The sequence below is a fragment of the Cupriavidus sp. 05T313 genome, from assembly GCF_056396665.1.
In genome coordinates, this window is record NZ_JBFTLX010000130.1 from 1 (window position 1) to 19,864 (window position 19,864).

Sequence of the window (19,864 nt, forward strand, 5' to 3'; positions counted from 1 at the left end):
GAAGGACGAAGGACAAGGAAATGGTCAWGCCGGGTGACAACGTGTCGATCACGGTCAAGCTGATTGCCCCGATCGCCATGGAAGAAGGCCTGCGTTTCGCCATCCGTGAAGGCGGTCGTACCGTCGGCGCCGGCGTCGTGGCAAAGATCCTCGAYTGATAAAGTCGATCAGCGAATACGGCACCAACCGGCCGTATTCGTTGCCAGAGGGGTTGGCTTCATTGCCGACCCCACAGTTGTTTTAGGGGTATAGCTCAACTGGCAGAGCGTCGGTCTCCAAAACCGAAGGTTGGGGGTTCGATTCCCTCTGCCCCTGCCAATTCAATCAGCCGCGTCGCGATAGAGAGTATCGTGACGCGGCTTAGTCTCGTTTGCGAAACATGGCCAATCCCAACGTCGAAACCGTCAACGCCGCCAGTGGTAAGTGGTTGCTTGGCGTCGCGGTGCTACTGGTGGTTGCCGGCGTCATCGGTTTCTATGCCCTGGCACAGCAGCCATCCTATGCGCGCGGCGCCGCCCTGTTCGGCGGCATTGCACTGGGCGTGGTGGTCGCGCTGGTCTCGGCACCTGGCAAGGACTTCATCGGTTTCTCCAAGGAATCGTATCGCGAAGTCCGCAAAGTCGTTTGGCCCACCCGCAAGGAAGCCGGGCAAATGACGGGCCTGGTGTTCGTCTTCGTCGTGATCATGGCCGTGTTCCTGTGGTCAGCGGACAAGCTCATCGAGTGGGTCATCTTTTCGCTCGTGCTGGGCTGGAAATGAAGGATAGAACATGACGGATAACGCACAACAGGAAGTCCCCGCAGCTGAATCGCCTTCGTCGAAGAAGCGCTGGTATGTGGTGCACGCTTATTCCGGCATGGAAAAGAGCGTGCAGCGCGCGCTGCAGGAGCGCATCGAACGCGCCGAAATGCAGGACAAGTTCGGCCGCATCCTGGTCCCGTCCGAAGAAGTGGTTGAAATCAAGGGTGGCCAGAAGTCTGTCACCGAGCGCCGTTTCTTCCCGGGTTACGTGCTGGTCGAGATGGAAATGACCGACGAAACCTGGCACCTGGTGAAGAACACCAGCAAGGTCACCGGTTTTGTGGGTGGTGCGCGTAATCGCCCGAGTCCGATTTCCCAGAAGGAAGTCGACAAGATCATGACCCAGATGCAGGAAGGGGTCGAGAAGCCGCGTCCCAAGACGCTGTTCGAAGTGGGCGAGATGGTTCGCGTCAAGGACGGTCCTTTCACCGACTTCAACGGCAATGTCGAGGAAGTGAACTACGAGAAGTCGCGTCTGCGCGTCTCGGTCACCATCTTCGGACGTGCTACTCCGGTCGAACTCGAGTTCGGCCAGGTCGAGAAGGTTTAAGTTTTCGCATTTTATGCTGGCCGCAAGGCGGGCAAAAAATGCACGGCCAGTCCCGCAAGGGGCCGGCCAAAAGAGGAGCGTGAGGCTGGTTGGGGTGGATGAACCGCCCTTGCAGCGTTAGCGCGCTACGACTCAACAGGATCGCATTCCTCCAGGAAGCGGTCCGGATTGGAGTAAATATGGCCAAGAAGATCATTGGCTTTATCAAGCTGCAAATTCCGGCTGGTAAGGCAAATCCCTCCCCGCCCGTGGGCCCCGCACTGGGTCAACGCGGTCTGAACATCATGGAGTTCTGCAAGGCGTTCAACGCGCAGACCCAAGGTATGGAACCCGGCCTGCCGGTGCCGGTGGTGATTACCGCCTTCGCCGACAAGAGCTTCACCTTCGTGATGAAGTCGCCCCCGGCGACTGTGCTGATCAAGAAGGCTGCTGGCCTGACCAAGGGTTCGGCCAAGCCGCACACCGACAAGGTTGGCAAGATCACCCGCGCCCAGGCTGAAGAAATCGCCAAGGCAAAGAACGCTGACCTGACCGCCGCCGATCTGGACGCCGCCGTGCGTACCATCGCCGGTTCGGCTCGTTCGATGGGCATCACCGTGGAGGGTCTGTAAATGGCTAAGGTTTCCAAGCGCGTCGCCGCCAACAAGGCGAAGATCGAGCGCACCAAGTTCTACCCGATCGACGAGGCCCTGGGCCTGGTGAAGGATTGCGCATCGGCCAAGTTCGACGAATCCATCGACGTTTCCGTGCAACTCGGCATTGACGCGAAGAAGTCGGACCAGGTGGTTCGTGGTTCCGTGGTGCTGCCTGCCGGTACCGGCAAGTCGGTCCGCGTGGCTGTGTTCGCCCAAGGCGAAAAGGCTGAAGCTGCCAAGGCAGCTGGCGCCGAAATCGTCGGCATGGAAGACCTGGCTGAGCAAGTCAAGGCCGGCAACCTGAACTTCGACGTGGTGATCGCCTCGCCGGACACGATGCGTATCGTTGGTACGCTGGGTCAGATCCTGGGCCCGCGCGGCCTGATGCCGAACCCGAAGGTTGGTACGGTTACTCCCGACGTGGCCCAGGCTGTGAAGAACGCCAAGGCCGGTCAGGTTCAGTACCGCGTCGACAAGGCCGGTATCATCCACGCCACCATCGGTCGCCGTTCGTTCCAGGATGCGGATCTGAAGCGCAACCTGAACGCGCTGATCGAAGCACTGGTGAAGTCCAAGCCGGCTACCAGCAAGGGCGTGTACCTGCGCAAGATCGCCGTGTCGTCCACCATGGGCGTTGGCGTGCGCGTGGAACAGGCTTCGCTGTCGGCCTAAGGCTGGCGGCACCCACCGGGCGGACCCGATAACGTCGCCCGGTGTAAAGAATTGCAGATCCCGGCCCAGGCCGGGATCGTCTCCAGACTCCAGCGTGGCCCGAGGGCAACGCGGTGAGACAAGGAGCAAGGCTTTGGGCAGCGGTACCCGCCGGCGCGCAAGCGCGAGGCAGGCACCGCTGGTTATCAAAGACCGCTGGTGGCGGGCGCGGCTGCAGTCTGGCTGCCTCGCCTTAATCGGACGGAACGTACGTGGCTCGCCGCGACGCCTACCCGCCCCACCAGCGCAGATGGCGAACCCGAGGGATTGAAGAATCCGGGCAATGACCCGGGTGATTCGGGCCAAAATCGGACGCCGTTCGTTTGGACTGATGTGCGTGCCCCGGACGATCCGGGGGACAAGCATCGTTTTGGAGCTTAACCGTGCCACTCAATATTGAAGATAAGAAGGCCGTCGTTGCTGAGGTTTCGGCGCAAGTCGCTAAAGCCCAGACCATCGTCGTTGCCGAATATCGCGGCATTGCGGTTGGCGATCTGACCAAGCTGCGCGCCAAGGCCCGCGAGCAAGGCGTGTACCTGCGTGTTCTGAAGAACACGCTGGCCCGCCGCGCCGTGGAAGGCACGCCGTTTGCCGGCCTCGCAGAGCAAATGACCGGTCCGCTGATCTACGGTATTTCCGAAGATGCAGTGTCGTCGGCCAAGGTTCTGAACGACTTTGCCAAGACCAACGACAAGTTGGTTCTGCGCGCAGCGTCGTACGACGGCAACGTGCTCGATGCTGCTGCCGTCAAGGCACTGGCCTCGATCCCGAGCCGTGACGAACTGATTGCTCAGCTGCTTGGCGTGATGCAGGCACCGGTGTCGGGCTTCGCCCGTCTGCTGGCCGCCCTGTCCGCCAAGAAGAGCGAAGGCGCCCCTGCCGAAGGCGAAGGCGCAACTGCCGCCGCCGAGAGCGAAGGCGCTGCTGCTTAAGGCGCAAGCCCCCGCAGCCTGGCTCATCAAGATCGCATTACCGATACCGAATCACATTTAGCAGGRGTATTTCAAATGGCAATCAGCAAAGACGACATCCTCGAAGCCGTAGGCGCGATGTCCGTGATGGAACTGAACGACCTGGTCAAGGCGTTTGAAGAGAAGTTTGGCGTTTCCGCCGCTTCGATGGCCGTGGCTGCTGCCCCGGGCGCTGGCGGTGCTGCCGCTGCTGAAGAGCAAACCGAATTCAACGTCATCCTGTCGGAAATCGGCGCAAACAAGGTTGGCGTGATTAAGGCTGTTCGCGAAATCACCGGCCTGGGCCTGAAGGAAGCCAAGGATCTGGTCGACGGCGCACCGAAGGCTGTCAAGGAAGGCGTGGACAAGGCTGCTGCAGCCGACGCCAAGAAGAAGCTGGAAGACGCCGGCGCAAAGGTCGAAGTCAAGTAAGCTGTGCTCGCGTGCCCCATTGGCACGCGAATGGGGCTGGCAAAGGGAGATTCCCGGCGCCAGCCTTTTTGCGCTTCTACGAAGTGTGTTTTACTGTGCACTCGGAAACGTATATAAATGGCGCAAACGATGCTTGATGGCTGGGCGCATGCCTAAGCTTCAGCAGAGGCCAAACATCAGTGGCACACTAGGTGGTTGCTGATGTTTGTCTTCTGAACCGACTGCAGAAGACAAGTTTGGTCGGGTGTCCCCCGGGCCGGTATGACGCATTGCGTCGTTTCTGCCGGCTCGCAGCGTGCGGACACCGTCAGCCAGAGGTTGGTAGCGGCCAACCGCCAAATCCCCTCCCAGTCGCTGAACACCTCAGGTGCTGCGCCGGTCCAGCCAGCCCTGCGATGATTCGGAGATCCCATGGCGTACAGCTTCACCGAAAAGAAGCGCATTCGCAAAAGTTTTGCGAAGCGCGCGACGGTTCATCAGGTTCCTTTCCTGCTTGCCACCCAGATTGAATCCTACGCTCAGTTTCTGCAAGAGGGTACGCCACCCTCACGTCGCAAAACAGAGGGCCTGCAAGCGGCTTTCAGCGCAATCTTCCCGATTGTGTCTCACAACGGGCTCGCCCGTATGGAGTTCGTCTCCTACCATCTGTCCAACCCGCCGTTCGACGTCAAGGAATGTCAACAGCGCGGCCTGACCTTCCACTCGGCGCTGCGTGCCAAGGTGCGCCTGATCATCAACGATCGGGAAAATCCGGGCAAGGTCAAGGAAGTGAAGGAACAGGAAGTCTACATGGGCGAAATTCCGCTCATGACGTCGACCGGTTCGTTCGTGATCAACGGCACCGAGCGTGTGATCGTCTCGCAGCTCCACCGCTCGCCTGGCGTATTCTTCGAGCACGACAAGGGCAAGACCCACAGCTCGGGCAAGCTGCTGTTCTCGGCACGTATCATTCCTTACCGCGGYTCSTGGCTSGAYTTCGAGTTCGACCCGAAGGACATCCTGTACTTCCGCGTCGATCGCCGCCGCAAGATGCCGGTGACGATCCTGCTGAAGTCGATCGGCCTGACGCCCGAGCAGATCCTCGCGCACTTCTTCGTGTTCGACAACTTCACGCTGCAGTCGGAAGGCGCGCAGATGGAGTTCGTGCCCGAGCGCCTGCGTGGCGAAGTCGCGCGTTTCGACATTGCCGACAAGGACGGCCGTGTCGTGGTCGAGAAGGACAAGCGGATCAACGCCAAGCACATCCGTGACCTGGATTCCGCCGGTACCAAGCTGATCAGCGTGCCGGAAGACTACCTGCTCGGCCGCGTACTGGCGAAGAACATCATCGACCCGGATACCGGCGAGGTGATTGCCAACGCCAACGACGAGCTGACCGAAACCGTGCTGGAAAACCTGCGCGAAGCCGGCGTCAAGCAGATCCAGACCCTGTACACCAACGATCTGGACCAGGGTCCGTACATGTCGCAGACGCTGCGCGTGGACGACACCGCCGACCAGACCGCTGCGCGTATCGCCATCTACCGCATGATGCGTCCCGGCGAGCCGCCGACCGAAGACGCGGTGGAAGCCCTGTTCCAGCGCCTGTTCTACAGCGAAGAGTCGTACGACCTGTCGCGCGTTGGCCGCATGAAGGTCAACAGCCGCCTGGGCCGCCCGAGCGGCGAAGGCAGCATGGTGCTGCAGGACGAGGACATCCTCGAGACCATCAAGATCCTGGTCAACCTGCGCAACGGCAAGGGCGAGGTCGATGACATCGATCACCTGGGCAATCGTCGCGTGCGTTGCGTCGGCGAACTAGCCGAAAACCAGTTCCGCGCCGGCCTATCGCGCGTGGAGCGCGCCGTCAAGGAACGTCTGGGCCAGGCCGAGACCGAAAACCTGATGCCGCACGATCTGATCAACTCGAAGCCGATTTCGTCGGCGATCCGCGAGTTCTTCGGTTCGTCGCAGCTGTCGCAGTTTATGGACCAGACCAACCCGTTGTCCGAGATCACGCACAAGCGCCGTGTCTCCGCACTGGGCCCGGGCGGTCTAACCCGCGAACGCGCAGGCTTTGAAGTCCGCGACGTGCACCCGACCCACTACGGCCGCGTGTGCCCGATCGAAACGCCGGAAGGTCCGAACATTGGCCTGATCAACTCGCTGGCACTGTACGCACGCCTGAACGAATACGGCTTCCTGGAAACGCCGTACCGCAAGGTGGTCGACAGCAAGCTGACCGATCAGGTCGACTACCTGTCCGCCATCGAAGAAGGCAAGTATGTGGTGGCGCAGGCCAACGCGACGGTCGATACCGACGGTACCCTGATCGACGAACTGGTGTCGTCGCGTGAGGGTAGCGAGCGTGAAACCCGTATGGTCACGCCGGACCGCGTTCAGTACATCGACGTGGCGCCGTCGCAGATCGTGTCCGCGGCGGCATCGCTGGTGCCGTTCCTCGAGCACGACGATGCGAACCGTGCACTGATGGGCGCCAACATGCAGCGTCAGGCCGTGCCTTGCCTGCGTCCGGACAAGCCGCTGGTGGGTACCGGCATCGAGCGTACCGTTGCGGTCGACTCGGGTACCGCCGTGCAGGCAACCCGTGGCGGCGTGGTGGACTACGTCGATGCGATGCGTATCGTGATCCGTGTGAACGACGATGAAGCCGTTGCTGGCGAAGTCGGCGTGGACATCTACAACCTGATCAAGTACACGCGCTCGAACCAGAACACCAACATTAACCAGCGTCCGATGGTCAAGGTTGGCGACTTCGTCGCCCGTGGCGACGTGATCGCCGACGGCGCCTCGACCGACCTGGGCGAGCTCGCGCTCGGCCAGAACATGCTGGTGGCGTTCATGCCGTGGAACGGCTACAACTTCGAAGAYTCSATCCTGATCTCCGAACGCGTGGTTGCCGAAGACCGCTACACCTCGATCCACATCGAGGAACTGTCGGTCGTCGCCCGTGACACCAAGCTGGGACCGGAAGAAATCACCCGCGACATCTCCAACCTCGCCGAAGCGCAACTGGCGCGTCTGGACGAGTCCGGCATCACCTACATCGGTGCCGAAGTGGAAGCGGGCGACGTGTTGGTCGGCAAGGTCACGCCCAAGGGCGAGACCCAGCTGACCCCGGAAGAAAAGCTGCTGCGCGCGATCTTCGGCGAGAAGGCTTCGGACGTGAAGGATACGTCGCTGCGCGTGCCCTCGGGCATGAGCGGTATCGTGATCGACGTCCAGGTCTTTACGCGCGAAGGCGTGACCCGCGACAAGCGTGCCCAGTCGATCATCGACGACGAACTGAAGCGCTACCGCCTGGACCKGAACGACCAGCTGCGTATCGTCGAAGGCGATGCCTTCCAGCGTCTGGAGCGCCTGCTGCTCGACAAGACCGTCAACGGCGGTCCGAAGAAGCTGTCCAAGGGCGCCAAACTGACCCGCGAGTACCTGGCCGACCTGGACAAGTACCACTGGTTCGACATCCGTCCGGCCGACGAGGAAGTTGCTGCCCAGCTGGAAGCCGTCAAGGAAGCCATCGAGCAGAAGCGTCACGAGTTCGACCTGGCCTTCGAAGAAAAGCGCAAGAAGCTCACGCAAGGCGACGAACTGCCGCCGGGCGTGATCAAGATGGTCAAGGTGTACCTGGCCGTCAAGCGCCGCCTGCAGCCTGGCGACAAGATGGCAGGCCGTCACGGTAACAAGGGCGTTGTGTCGAAGATCGTTCCGATCGAAGACATGCCCTACATGGCCGACGGCACGCCTGCCGACATCGTCCTGAACCCGCTSGGCGTRCCRTCGCGGATGAATGTGGGCCAGATTCTGGAAACCCACCTGGGCTGGGCTGCGCGCGGTCTGGGCCAGCGCATCGGTTCCATGCTCAAGGCACAGGCGAAGGCGCAGGAACTGCGTCCGTTGCTGGCTCAGATCTACAACGAGAGCGGCAAGCCGGAAGACCTCGACAGCCTGTCCGACGCCGAAGTGCTGGAACTGGCCACCAACCTGAAGAAGGGTGTGCCGTTCGCTACGCCGGTGTTTGACGGTGCGCATGAAGACGAAATCCGTCGCATGCTGGACCTGGCCTACCCGGACGCGATTGCCAAGGAAATGGGCCTGACCGCTTCCAAGCAACAGGTCACGCTGCACGACGGCCGTACCGGTGAAGCGTTCGAGCGTCCGGTGACGCTGGGCGTGATGCACATGCTGAAGCTGCACCACTTGGTCGACGACAAGATGCACGCCCGTTCGACCGGTCCGTACTCGCTGGTCACCCAGCAGCCGCTGGGTGGTAAGGCGCAGTTCGGTGGCCAGCGTTTCGGTGAAATGGAAGTGTGGGCGCTGGAAGCTTACGGCGCCTCCTACGTGTTGCAGGAAATGCTGACGGTCAAGTCCGATGACGTGAACGGCCGGACCAAGGTCTACGAGAACATCGTCAAGGGCGAGCACTCGATCGACGCCGGCATGCCGGAATCGTTCAACGTGCTGGTGAAGGAAATCCGTTCGCTGGGTATCGACATCGACCTCGATCGCTACTGATTGAGATTGCGCGGGGGGCCGGCAATAGCCAATGGCCCACCTCCCGCCGAATGCCCGCTACGGTTTTCCCACAGGATGAATGCCGCGGGCCCGACATGATGTCGGGCTGGCGGCGAAACAAGGAGTTGCAATGAAAGCATTGCTCGATCTCTTTAAGCAGGTTCAGCAGGAAGAGCAGTTCGACGCGATCAAGATCGGCCTGGCATCGCCGGAGAAGATTCGTTCGTGGTCGTACGGTGAAGTGAAGAAGCCGGAAACCATCAACTACCGGACCTTCAAGCCCGAGCGCGATGGCCTGTTCTGCGCCAAGATCTTTGGCCCGATCAAGGACTACGAGTGCCTGTGCGGCAAGTACAAGCGCCTGAAGCACCGTGGCGTGATCTGCGARAAGTGCGGCGTTGAAGTGACSCTGGCCAARGTGCGCCGTGAGCGCATGGGCCACATYGAACTGGCYKCGCCGRYCGCSCACATCTGGTTCCTGAARTCGCTGCCGTCGCGTCTGGGYATGGTGCTCGACATGACGCTGCGCGATATCGAACGCGTCCTGTATTTCGAAGCATTCGTGGTGCTCGAACCCGGCATGACCCCGCTCAAGAAGAGCCAGATCATGTCCGAGGACGACTACATCGCCAAGTGCGAGGAGTACGGCGAAGGCGAATTCGTGGCCATGATGGGTGCCGAAGGCATCCGTGAACTGCTGCGCGGCATCGACATTGAAAAGCAGATCGAAACGATCCGCGCCGAGCTGCAGACCACTGGTTCCGAAGCCAAGATCAAGAAATTCGCCAAGCGCCTGAAGGTGCTTGAAGCGTTCCAGCGTTCGGGCATCAAGCCGGAATGGATGATCCTGGAAGTGCTGCCGGTGCTGCCGCCCGAACTGCGTCCGCTGGTACCGCTCGATGGCGGCCGTTTCGCCACCTCGGACCTGAACGACCTGTATCGCCGCGTCATCAATCGTAACAACCGCCTGAAGCGCCTGCTGGAACTGAAGGCGCCTGAAATCATCGTGCGCAACGAAAAGCGCATGCTGCAGGAAGCGGTTGACTCGCTGCTGGACAACGGTCGCCGCGGCAAGGCGATGACGGGCGCCAACAAGCGTCCGCTGAAGTCGCTGGCCGAAATGATCAAGGGCAAGGGCGGCCGTTTCCGCCAGAACTTGCTGGGCAAGCGCGTCGACTACTCCGGCCGTTCGGTCATCGTGGTGGGTCCGACCCTCAAGCTGCACCAGTGCGGCCTGCCCAAGCTGATGGCGCTCGAGCTGTTCAAGCCGTTCATCTTCCACAAGCTGGAAACGATGGGCATCGYCACCACCATCAAGGCGGCGAAGAAGGAAGTGGAAAGCCAGACCGCGGTGGTGTGGGACATCCTCGAAGAGGTGATCCGCGAGCATCCGGTCATGCTGAACCGTGCACCGACGCTGCACCGCCTGGGTATCCAGGCGTTCGAGCCGGTGCTGATCGAAGGCAAGGCCATCCAGCTGCACCCGCTCGTCTGCGCGGCGTTCAACGCCGACTTCGACGGTGACCAGATGGCTGTGCACGTCCCGCTGTCGCTGGAAGCGCAGATGGAAGCCCGCACCCTGATGCTGGCCTCCAACAACGTGCTGTTCCCGGCCAACGGCGATCCGTCGATCGTGCCGTCGCAAGACGTGGTGCTGGGTCTGTACTACACGACCCGCGACAAGATCAACGGCAAGGGCGAAGGCCTGACGTTTGCCGACATCAGCGAAGTGATCCGCGCCTACGAGAACAAGGAAGTCGAACTGGCTTCCCGCGTGAACGTGCGTATCACCGAGTATGAACTGGTCGACAAGGACGCCGTGGGCGACGCCCGCTTCGCGCCCAAGATCACGCTGCAGGCCACCACGGTCGGCCGCGCGATCATGTCCGAGATCCTGCCGAAGGGCCTGCCTTTCTCGGTGCTGAACAAGCCGCTGAAGAAGAAGGAAATCTCGCGCCTGATCAACACCGCGTTCCGCAAGTGCGGTCTGCGTGAAACCGTGATCTTCGCCGACAAGCTGCTGCAGTCGGGTTTCCGCCTGGCAACGCGCGCCGGTATCTCGATCGCCATCGACGACATGCTGGTGCCACCGCAAAAGGAAAAGATCATTTCCGACGCGGCTGCCAAGGTCAAGGAATACGACAAGCAGTACATGTCGGGCCTGGTGACCGACCAGGAACGCTACAACAACGTCGTGGACATCTGGGGCGCTGCCGGCGACCAGGTGGGCAAGGCGATGATGGAGCAGCTCCAGCACGAGGACGTGGTCGACCGTGACGGCAACACCGTCAAGCAAGACTCGTTCAACTCGATTTACATGATGGCCGACTCGGGCGCGCGCGGTTCCGCTGCGCAGATCCGTCAGCTGGCCGGCATGCGGGGCCTGATGGCCAAGCCGGATGGCTCGATCATTGAAACGCCGATTACGGCGAACTTCCGTGAAGGCCTGAACGTTCTGCAGTACTTCATCTCCACCCACGGYGCGCGTAARGGYCTGGCGGATACGGCACTGAARACSGCGAACTCSGGTTACCTGACSCGTCGTCTGGTCGATGTGACGCAGGATCTGGTGGTGGTGGAAGACGATTGCGGCACGACCAACGGCGTGGCCATGAAGGCCCTGGTCGAGGGTGGTGAAGTGATCGAAGCCCTGCGCGACCGTATTCTCGGCCGTGTGACGGTGACCGACGTGGTGAACCCGGAAACCCAGGAAACCGCGATCGAGGCCGGCACCCTGCTGGACGAAGATCTGGTCGACATGATCGACGCCATCGGCGTGGACGAAGTGAAGGTGCGTACCCCGCTGTCGTGCGACACGCGCTACGGCCTGTGCGGCATGTGCTATGGCCGCGACCTGGGCCGCGGCGTGCTGGTGAACTCCGGCGAAGCGGTTGGCGTGATCGCCGCTCAGTCGATCGGCGAGCCGGGCACGCAGCTGACCATGCGTACGTTCCACATCGGCGGCGCGGCATCGCGTTCGGCAGTGGCATCCAGCGTGGAAGCGAAGGCAACCGGTACCGTGCGTTTCACGGCGACCATGCGCTACGTCACCAATGCGAAGGGCGAACTGATCGTCATCTCGCGTTCCGGCGAAGCCCTGATCACCGACGACCATGGCCGCGAGCGCGAGCGTCACAAGATCCCGTACGGCGCCACGCTGCTGGTGCAGGACGGCCAGGCCATCAAGGCTGGTACGCAGCTGGCCACGTGGGACGCGCTGACGCGCCCGATCGTGTCGGAGTACACCGGCACGACCAAGTTCGAGAACGTCGAAGAAGGCGTGACCGTCGCCAAGCAGATGGACGAAGTCACCGGCCTGTCGACCCTCGTGGTGATCGATGCCAAGCGCCGTACGGCTGCCACCAAGGGCCTGCGCCCGCAGGTGAAGCTGCTCGACGCCAACGGCCAGGAAGTGAAGATTCCGGGCACGGACCATTCCGTGACCATCGGCTTCCAGGTCGGCGCGCTGATCACCGTGAAGGACGGCCAGCAAGTGCATGTGGGTGAAGTGCTCGCACGTATCCCGACCGAATCGCAAAAGACCCGCGACATTACCGGGGGTCTGCCGCGCGTGGCCGAGCTGTTCGAAGCGCGTTCGCCGAAGGACGCCGCCGTGCTGGCGGAAGTCACCGGCACCACGTCGTTCGGCAAGGACACCAAGGGCAAGCAACGCCTGGTGATTACGGACCTGGACGGCAACGCCCACGAGTTCCTGATCACCAAGGAAAAGCAAGTCCTGGTGCACGATGGCCAGGTGGTGAACAAGGGCGAAATGATCGTGGAAGGTCCGGCGGACCCGCACGACATCCTGCGCCTGAAGGGCATCGAGGAACTGGCGCACTACATCGTCGACGAAGTGCAGGACGTGTACCGTCTGCAGGGCGTGAAGATCAACGACAAGCACATCGAAGTGATCGTGCGCCAGATGCTGCGCCGCGTGCAGATCTCGGATGTGGGCGACACCAAGTTCATCCCGGGTGAACAGGTGGAGCGTTCGGAACTGCTCGACGAGAACGATCGCGTGATCGCCGAAGGCAAGCGTCCGGCCACGTACGAAAACCTGCTGCTCGGTATCACCAAGGCGTCGCTGTCCACCGACAGCTTCATCTCGGCGGCATCGTTCCAGGAAACCACCCGCGTGCTGACCGAAGCCGCGATCATGGGCAAGACCGACGACCTGCGTGGTCTGAAGGAAAACGTGATCGTKGGYCGCCTGATCCCCGCYGGTACYGGYCTGGCCTACCACCGYGCCCGCAAGGCRCGCGAGGCGGCCGAGCGCGAACGCGCCCAGGCGATCTCSGACGAAGAGCARTCGCTCTTCATCGAGCCGCCGGTGGTGCCGGCGACGACCGAAGGCGAGGGCGACGCGGTTTAAGACTGCCAGCCTGAACCTGCAGCAAGCTGCATGAAGATGCCCGGCCCTGGTGGCCGGGCATTTTTTTGCCTGCTTCTATATTTTGGATTTTGTTTTGCCGTGCCTTGTTTCGACATTGTTATTCATCGTGTGCATTTTTGCCGGCAAACACACTGGCGCCGCGCCGGCCGAAAGGTTTCAGGGAACATTCGTCACGGTACGAAGCAGTTGGCCGCCCCCTTGGTGGTATGGTTACGCCTTTCGCGGTCCCACCCTCTTTTTTAAGCTGTAGATATGTCGCGCGCCCTGGCGATTCTCAAGGATGTTTTCGGCTACCACGCCTTCCGCGGCCGGCAGGCGGAGATCATCGACCACGTGGCGGACGGTGGCGATTGCCTGGTGTTGATGCCCACCGGTGGCGGCAAGTCGCTGTGTTACCAGATTCCGGCGCTGATGCGGCAGCGGGCAGGCCAGGGGGTCGGCATCGTGGTGTCGCCGCTGATCGCGCTGATGCAGGACCAGGTCGCTGCCTTGTCGGAGGCCGGCGTGCGCGCGGCCGTGCTGAACTCGACGCTCAGCGGCGCCGAGGCTTCGGCGGTGGAGCGCGACCTGCTCGCTGGCAGGCTCGAGATCCTCTACGTGGCGCCCGAGCGGCTGATGACACCGCGCTTCCAGGACCTGCTCGAGCGTACCCGTATCGGCGTGTTCGCCATTGATGAGGCGCACTGCGTGTCGCAGTGGGGGCATGATTTCCGCCCCGAGTACATCCAGCTCTCGGTGCTGCACGAGCGCTTCCCGCAGGTGCCGCGCATTGCGCTGACGGCTACCGCGGATTCGGTCACGCGCGAGGAAATCGTCGAGCGGTTGGCGCTGCACGATGCGCGCGTCTTCATTTCCAGCTTCGACCGGCCCAATATCCGCTATCGCATCGTCGAGAAGGACAATGCGCGCCAGCAGCTGCTGGCCTTTATCAAGGCCGAGCACCTGGCCGCCGACGGCACCCACGACAGCGGCATCGTCTATTGCCTGTCGCGCAAGAAGGTGGAGGACACGGCCAGCTATCTCAGCGGCCAGGGACTCAACGCGCTGCCATACCATGCCGGCATGGATGCGGGCGTGCGCCAGCACCACCAGGCCCGTTTTCGCGAAGAAGAGGGCGTGATCATGGTGGCAACCATCGCTTTCGGCATGGGGATCGACAAGCCTGACGTGCGATTCGTGGCTCACCTGGACCTGCCCAAGAGCATGGAAGGCTACTACCAGGAGACCGGCCGCGCCGGTCGTGACGGGTTGCCGGCCAACGCATGGATGGCCTATGGCCTCGGCGACGTGGTCCAGCAAAAACGCATGATCGACGAGTCCGAGGCGGATGAAGCGCACAAGCGCGTCTCGTCCGCAAAGCTCGACGCCCTGCTCGGGCTGTGCGAGACGGCCGGATGCCGGCGCGTCCGCATCCTGGGGTATTTCGACGAGGCCAGCGCGCCTTGCGGCAATTGCGACACTTGCCTGGAGCCGCCCGCGACGTGGGACGGGACGCGCGAGGCGCAGATGGCGCTGTCGTGCGTCTACCGCACCGCGCAGGCCAGCCGCATCCATTTCGGCGCCACCCACATGATCGACGTGCTGCGTGGCAACGCATCGGAAAAAATCCGGCAGTGGGGGCACGACAAGGTGTCCACCTTTGGCATCGGCGCGGACCGGACGGTATCCGAATGGCATGCCATCTTCCGTCAACTGATTGCGCACGGACTGCTGATGATCGACCACGGCGGCCACGGCGCGCTGCTGTTGGGCGAGTCCGCACGCGCGGTGCTCAAGGGCGAGACGCAGATTACGCTGCGCCGGCAGGCCAGCAAGCCAGCCAAGAGCGGCGAGCGGTCCACACGCGGCACCGGCACCCGTACCGACCATACCGCCGGCATGGACACCGAGGCGCTGGCCAACTGGGAGGCGCTGCGCAAGTGGCGGACCGAGACGGCGCGCGAGCACGGCGTGCCGGCCTATGTGATCTTCCACGACGCTACACTGGCCGAACTGGCGCGCAGCGCACCGGAGTCGCTGACAGCAATGGCCGAAGTGCCTGGCATTGGTGCCGCCAAGCTTGAGCGCTATGGCGACGCCATCCTCGAAACGCTGGGTGCCGTATCCGACTTCTGATGCCCGGATGCRCATCAAGCGGCAAGCGGCAAGCGGCAAGCGGCAAGCGGCAAGCGGCAAGCGGCAAGCGGCAAGCGGCAAGCGGCAAGCGGCAGAAGCTGCTTGACCGTTTACGTCTCCGCTGTTAGCATGGCAGATTCGAGTTTTTGGCTTTGGATTTCGCTCGCCTGTCAGATTTGTGGCCTTCGGTTCGCAATCGGCAAGCCCACCAAGGGGGTCGTGTGATGCTCTGGTGGTGTGGTCGCAGCGGGATCCCAGGCGAGCTCGCGTTCTTTGGCCAGTCTGTTCCTCCACAGGTCCGTCTCAAGAGCGCTCGCTCACCTTTCCCGCCCAAAACCCGTCGTTGCCTCTTCGGCCCATTGCTTGTGGCCCCAGGGGTGTTTTTCCGTAAAACCAAGCTGGATTGAACAATGCCAACTATCAACCAACTGGTTCGCAAGCCGCGCGTCTCTGAAGTCGTCAAGAGCAAGAGCCCGGCGCTTGAGAACTGCCCCCAGCGTCGCGGCGTGTGCACCCGTGTGTACACCACGACGCCGAAGAAGCCGAACTCGGCWCTGCGTAAGGTCGCCAAGGTGCGCCTGACCAACGGTTTCGAGGTCATCTCGTACATCGGCGGTGAAGGCCACAACCTGCAAGAACACTCGGTCGTGCTGATCCGCGGCGGCCGTGTGAAGGATTTGCCGGGTGTGCGTTACCACATCGTCCGTGGCTCGCTGGACTTGCAAGGCGTGAAGGATCGTCGCCAGGCACGTTCGAAGTACGGCGCGAAGCGTCCGAAGGCTGCTTAAGGCTAACGCCAGGCAAGCCGGGCATAAAGCCCGAAGCAACAAACGATGGCCTGTGGCGGTTGCGTCATGGTGCTGTCACCAGGCGGCGGTAAAACGGAGCGTTTATGCGCCGTGCCGTCGAGTAAGTGGTCACCCGGCGAATTTGCCTGAATGAGAGGCAAGCTAGTTGGTGGCCGGAGAGCGGGAAATAGCCGCGCTCTCAACTGAATCTAAAGGAAAGAAGATGCCACGTCGTCGTGAAGTCCCCAAGCGGGATATCCTGCCCGATCCGAAATTCGGTAACGTTGAAGTTGCCAAGTTCATGAACGTCCTGATGCTGGACGGCAAGAAGTCGGTTGCCGAACGTATCGTTTATGGCGCGTTCGACCAGATCGAAAAGAAGGCAGGCAAGGCCCCCGTAGAAGTGTTTTCCGTTGCCATCAACAACGTGAAGCCGGTGGTCGAAGTGAAGAGCCGTCGCGTGGGCGGCGCCAACTATCAGGTTCCGGTCGAAGTCCGTCCGTCGCGTCGTTTGGCATTGGCGATGCGTTGGTTGCGCGAGGCCGCGAAAAAACGCAGCGAGAAGTCGATGGCGCTGCGCCTGGCAGGTGAGCTGCTGGAAGCAGCGGAAGGCCGCGGCGGCGCGATGAAGAAGCGCGACGAAGTGCACCGCATGGCCGAAGCCAACAAGGCGTTCTCGCACTTCCGCTTCTAAAGCGCGCGAGTTACGCGGTTGGTTGCCGGGCGGGCTGTGTAATGACACGCTCGCCCGTTTGTGTTACGGGCGTTGGCAATGAGATGCCGGCGTCTCACGGACGAATAGAGGATTAAAGTGGCTCGTAAGACTCCCATTGAGCGCTACCGTAATATCGGTATCTCGGCTCACATTGACGCGGGTAAAACCACCACGACCGAGCGGATCCTGTTCTACACCGGTGTGAACCACAAGATCGGTGAAGTGCATGATGGCGCCGCCACGATGGACTGGATGGAGCAGGAACAGGAGCGTGGCATCACGATCACCTCCGCTGCCACCAYCGCCTTCTGGAAGGGCATGGCCGGCAATTACCCGGAACACCGCATCAACATCATCGACACCCCSGGCCACGTGGACTTCACCATCGAGGTGGAGCGYTCCATGCGCGTGCTGGACGGCGCTTGCATGGTCTACTGCGCAGTGGGTGGCGTGCAGCCCCAGTCGGAAACCGTGTGGCGTCAGGCTAACAAGTATGGCGTTCCGCGCCTGGCCTTTGTCAACAAGATGGACCGTACCGGCGCGAACTTTTTCAAGGTCTACGACCAGCTGAAGACCCGCCTGAAGGCCAGCCCGGTTCCCGTCGTCGTGCCTATCGGCGCCGAAGACACCTTCAAGGGTGTGGTCGACCTCATCAAGATGAAAGCGATCATCTGGGACGAGGCCAGCCAAGGTACCAAGTTCGACTACGTGGACATCCCGGCTGAACTGGCCGACTCGTGCAACGAATGGCGCGAGAAGATGGTCGAGGCAGCTGCCGAGTCGAACGAAGAACTGATGAACAAGTATCTGGAAGAGGGCGAACTGTCCGAAGCCGAGATCRTCAAGGSSCTGCGYGACCGTACCATCGCCTGCGAAATCCAGCCGATGCTGTGCGGCACCGCGTTCAAGAACAAGGGTGTGCAGCGTATGCTGGACGCCGTGATCGACTTCCTGYCGTCGCCGGTCGACATCCCGCCGGTCACCGGCGTGGACGATGACGACAAGGAAGTGTCGCGCCGTGCTGCGGACGACGAAAAGTTCTCCGCGCTGGCGTTCAAGATCATGACCGACCCGTTCGTCGGCCAGCTGATCTTCTTCCGCGTGTACTCGGGCAAGGTCAATTCGGGCGACACCATCTACAACCCGGTCAAGAGCAAGAAGGAACGCCTGGGCCGGATTCTGCAGATGCACGCCAACCAGCGCGAAGAAATCAAGGAAGTGCTGGCAGGCGACATCGCCGCTGCGGTTGGCCTGAAAGAAGCCACCACGGGCGACACGCTGTGCGATCCGGACCACATCATCATCCTGGAACGCATGGTGTTCCCGGAGCCGGTGATTTCGCAGGCCGTCGAGCCGAAGACCAAGGCTGACCAGGAGAAGATGGGCATCGCCCTGAACCGCCTGGCACAGGAAGATCCGTCGTTCCGCGTCAAGACCGACGAAGAATCCGGCCAGACCATCATTTCGGGCATGGGCGAGCTCCACCTGGAAATTCTGGTCGACCGCATGAAGYGCGAATTCGGCGTGGAAGCCACCGTGGGCAAGCCTCAGGTTGCCTACCGCGAAACCATCCGCAAGGTCTGCGAAGAAGTCGAAGGCAAGTTCGTCAAGCAGTCGGGCGGCCGTGGCCAGTACGGTCACGTGGTGCTCAAGCTCGAGCCGCAGGAACCGGGCAAGGGCTACGAGTTCGTCGACGCCATCAAGGGCGGCGTGGTGCCGCGCGAGTACATCCCCGCGGTGGACAAGGGCATTACCGAAACCCTGAACGCCGGCGTGCTGGCAGGTTTCCCGGTGGTCGACGTCAAGGTCACGCTGTTCTTCGGTTCGTACCACGATGTGGACTCGAACGAAAACGCGTTCAAGATGGCCGGCTCMATGGGCTTCAAGGAAGGTATGCGCCGCGCCAGCCCGGTGCTGCTCGAGCCGATGATGGCCGTGGAAGTGGAAACGCCGGAAGACTTCATGGGTAACGTGATGGGCGACCTGTCGTCGCGTCGCGGCATTATCCAGGGCATGGACGACATGGTCGGCGGCGGCAAGATCCTGCGCGCGGAAGTTCCGCTGGCAGAGATGTTCGGCTACTCGACCTCGCTGCGTTCGGCCACGCAAGGCCGCGCTACGTACACGATGGAGTTCAAGCACTACGCTGAAGCTCCGAAGAACGTAGCCGACGCCGTGATCACGGCTCGCGGCAAGTAAGAAAAAAATCCGCCGCCGCGCGTTGTGCGCGGCGGCACTATGAACACGACATACTGGTTTCGATTAGGAGCTGAAAAATGGCAAAGGAAAAGTTCGAGCGGACTAAGCCGCACGTGAACGTTGGCACGATTGGTCACGTTGACCATGGCAAGACCACGCTGACGGCCGCGATTGCTACGGTGCTGGCAGCCAAGTTTGGCGGCGCCGCCAAGAAGTACGACGAAACACATCCTGCTGGCCCGCCAGGTTGGCGTGCCTTACATCATCGTGTTCCTGAACAAGTGGGACATGGTCGACGACGCCGAGCTGCTCGAGCTGGTCGAAATGGAAGTGCGCGAGCTCTTGTCCAAGTACGAATTCCCCGGCGACGACACCCCGATCATCAAGGGTTCGGCCAAGCTGGCACTGGAAGGCGACAAGGGCGAACTGGGCGAAGTGGCGATCCTGGCCCTGGCCGACGCGCTGGACACCTACATCCCGACGCCGGAACGTGCCATCGACGGTACCTTCCTGATGCCGGTGGAAGACGTGTTCTCGATCTCGGGCCGTGGCACGGTTGTGACCGGTCGTATCGAGCGCGGCATCATCAAGGTCGGTGAAGAAATCGAAATCGTTGGTATCAAGCCGACGGTCAAGACCATCTGCACCGGCGTGGAAATGTTCCGCAAGCTGCTGGACCAAGGTCAAGCCGGCGACAACGTGGGTCTGCTGCTGCGCGGCACGAAGCGCGAAGACGTCGAGCGCGGCCAAGTGCTGTGCAAGCCGGGTTCGATCAAGCCGCACACGCACTTCACCGGCGAGGTCTACATCTTGTCGAAGGACGAAGGCGGCCGTCACACCCCGTTCTTCAACAACTACCGCCCGCAGTTCTACTTCCGTACGACCGACGTGACTGGCTCGATCGAGCTGCCGAAGGACAAGGAAATGGTCATGCCGGGTGACAACGTGTCGATCACGGTCAAGCTGATTGCCCCGATCGCCATGGAAGAAGGCCTGCGTTTCGCCATCCGTGAAGGCGGTCGTACCGTCGGCGCCGGCGTCGTGGCAAAGATC

The 19,864-nt window shown here is 61.7% G+C and carries 13 protein-coding genes, 1 tRNA gene and 1 pseudogene; all 15 read left to right on the plus strand.

Annotated features, from left to right (window positions below; translation table 11 throughout):
• The coding region (locus tag AC1DKD_RS24850; protein WP_477143825.1) for an EF-Tu C-terminal domain-related protein at positions 1–158 on the plus strand (158 nt) is incomplete at its 5' end.
• An 84-nt stretch (positions 159–242) separates the two neighbouring features.
• Positions 243–318: transfer RNA gene (locus AC1DKD_RS24855), tRNA-Trp, on the plus strand.
• Between the two features lie 61 nt (positions 319–379).
• Positions 380–760, plus strand: coding sequence for a preprotein translocase subunit SecE (gene secE, locus AC1DKD_RS24860; RefSeq protein ID WP_477143821.1), 381 nt, complete (start codon positions 380–382; stop codon positions 758–760).
• A 10-nt stretch (positions 761–770) separates the two neighbouring features.
• Complete coding sequence (nusG, locus tag AC1DKD_RS24865; RefSeq protein ID WP_006162340.1) at positions 771–1,352, plus strand: transcription termination/antitermination protein NusG; 582 nt, start codon at positions 771–773, stop codon at positions 1,350–1,352.
• 179 nt (positions 1,353–1,531) lie between these two features.
• Positions 1,532–1,963 carry a 50S ribosomal protein L11 gene (gene rplK, locus AC1DKD_RS24870; RefSeq protein ID WP_006162338.1) on the plus strand — a complete coding sequence of 144 codons (432 nt, stop codon included), beginning with the start codon at positions 1,532–1,534 and terminating at the stop codon, positions 1,961–1,963.
• Positions 1,964–2,659 (plus strand): 50S ribosomal protein L1, encoded by a 696-nt coding sequence (gene rplA, locus AC1DKD_RS24875; protein ID WP_035876155.1) that lies wholly within the window; start codon positions 1,964–1,966, stop codon positions 2,657–2,659. It abuts the gene before it with no gap.
• A gap of 422 nt (positions 2,660–3,081) precedes the next feature.
• Positions 3,082–3,630 carry a 50S ribosomal protein L10 gene (gene rplJ / locus AC1DKD_RS24880; RefSeq protein ID WP_441635842.1) on the plus strand — a complete coding sequence of 183 codons (549 nt, stop codon included), beginning with the start codon at positions 3,082–3,084 and terminating at the stop codon, positions 3,628–3,630.
• Positions 3,631–3,705: 75 nt separating this feature from the next.
• Positions 3,706–4,080 (plus strand): 50S ribosomal protein L7/L12, encoded by a 375-nt coding sequence (gene rplL / locus AC1DKD_RS24885; RefSeq protein ID WP_035876154.1) that lies wholly within the window; start codon positions 3,706–3,708, stop codon positions 4,078–4,080.
• 411 nt (positions 4,081–4,491) lie between these two features.
• Positions 4,492–8,598: a DNA-directed RNA polymerase subunit beta gene (gene rpoB / locus AC1DKD_RS24890; protein ID WP_477143822.1), complete on the plus strand. Its 4,107-nt coding sequence runs from the start codon at positions 4,492–4,494 to the stop codon at positions 8,596–8,598.
• A 130-nt stretch (positions 8,599–8,728) separates the two neighbouring features.
• Positions 8,729–12,973, plus strand: a complete 4,245-nt coding sequence (rpoC, locus tag AC1DKD_RS24895) for a DNA-directed RNA polymerase subunit beta' (RefSeq protein WP_477143823.1) — start codon at positions 8,729–8,731, stop codon at positions 12,971–12,973.
• Positions 12,974–13,246: 273 nt separating this feature from the next.
• The gene (recQ, locus tag AC1DKD_RS24900; RefSeq protein WP_441635847.1) at positions 13,247–15,109 is read left to right on the plus strand and encodes a DNA helicase RecQ; all 1,863 of its coding nucleotides are present in this window, start codon (positions 13,247–13,249) and stop codon (positions 15,107–15,109) included.
• Between the two features lie 410 nt (positions 15,110–15,519).
• The gene (gene rpsL, locus AC1DKD_RS24905; RefSeq protein WP_006162330.1) at positions 15,520–15,897 is read left to right on the plus strand and encodes a 30S ribosomal protein S12; all 378 of its coding nucleotides are present in this window, start codon (positions 15,520–15,522) and stop codon (positions 15,895–15,897) included.
• Between the two features lie 223 nt (positions 15,898–16,120).
• Positions 16,121–16,591: a 30S ribosomal protein S7 gene (gene rpsG, locus AC1DKD_RS24910; protein ID WP_035876146.1), complete on the plus strand. Its 471-nt coding sequence runs from the start codon at positions 16,121–16,123 to the stop codon at positions 16,589–16,591.
• A 117-nt stretch (positions 16,592–16,708) separates the two neighbouring features.
• Entirely contained in the window at positions 16,709–18,811 is a 2,103-nt protein-coding gene (gene fusA, locus AC1DKD_RS24915; protein ID WP_477143824.1) for an elongation factor G, read from the plus strand.
• Positions 18,812–18,888: 77 nt separating this feature from the next.
• A pseudogene (locus tag AC1DKD_RS24920) lies at positions 18,889–19,864 on the plus strand (elongation factor Tu); the annotation flags it as partial.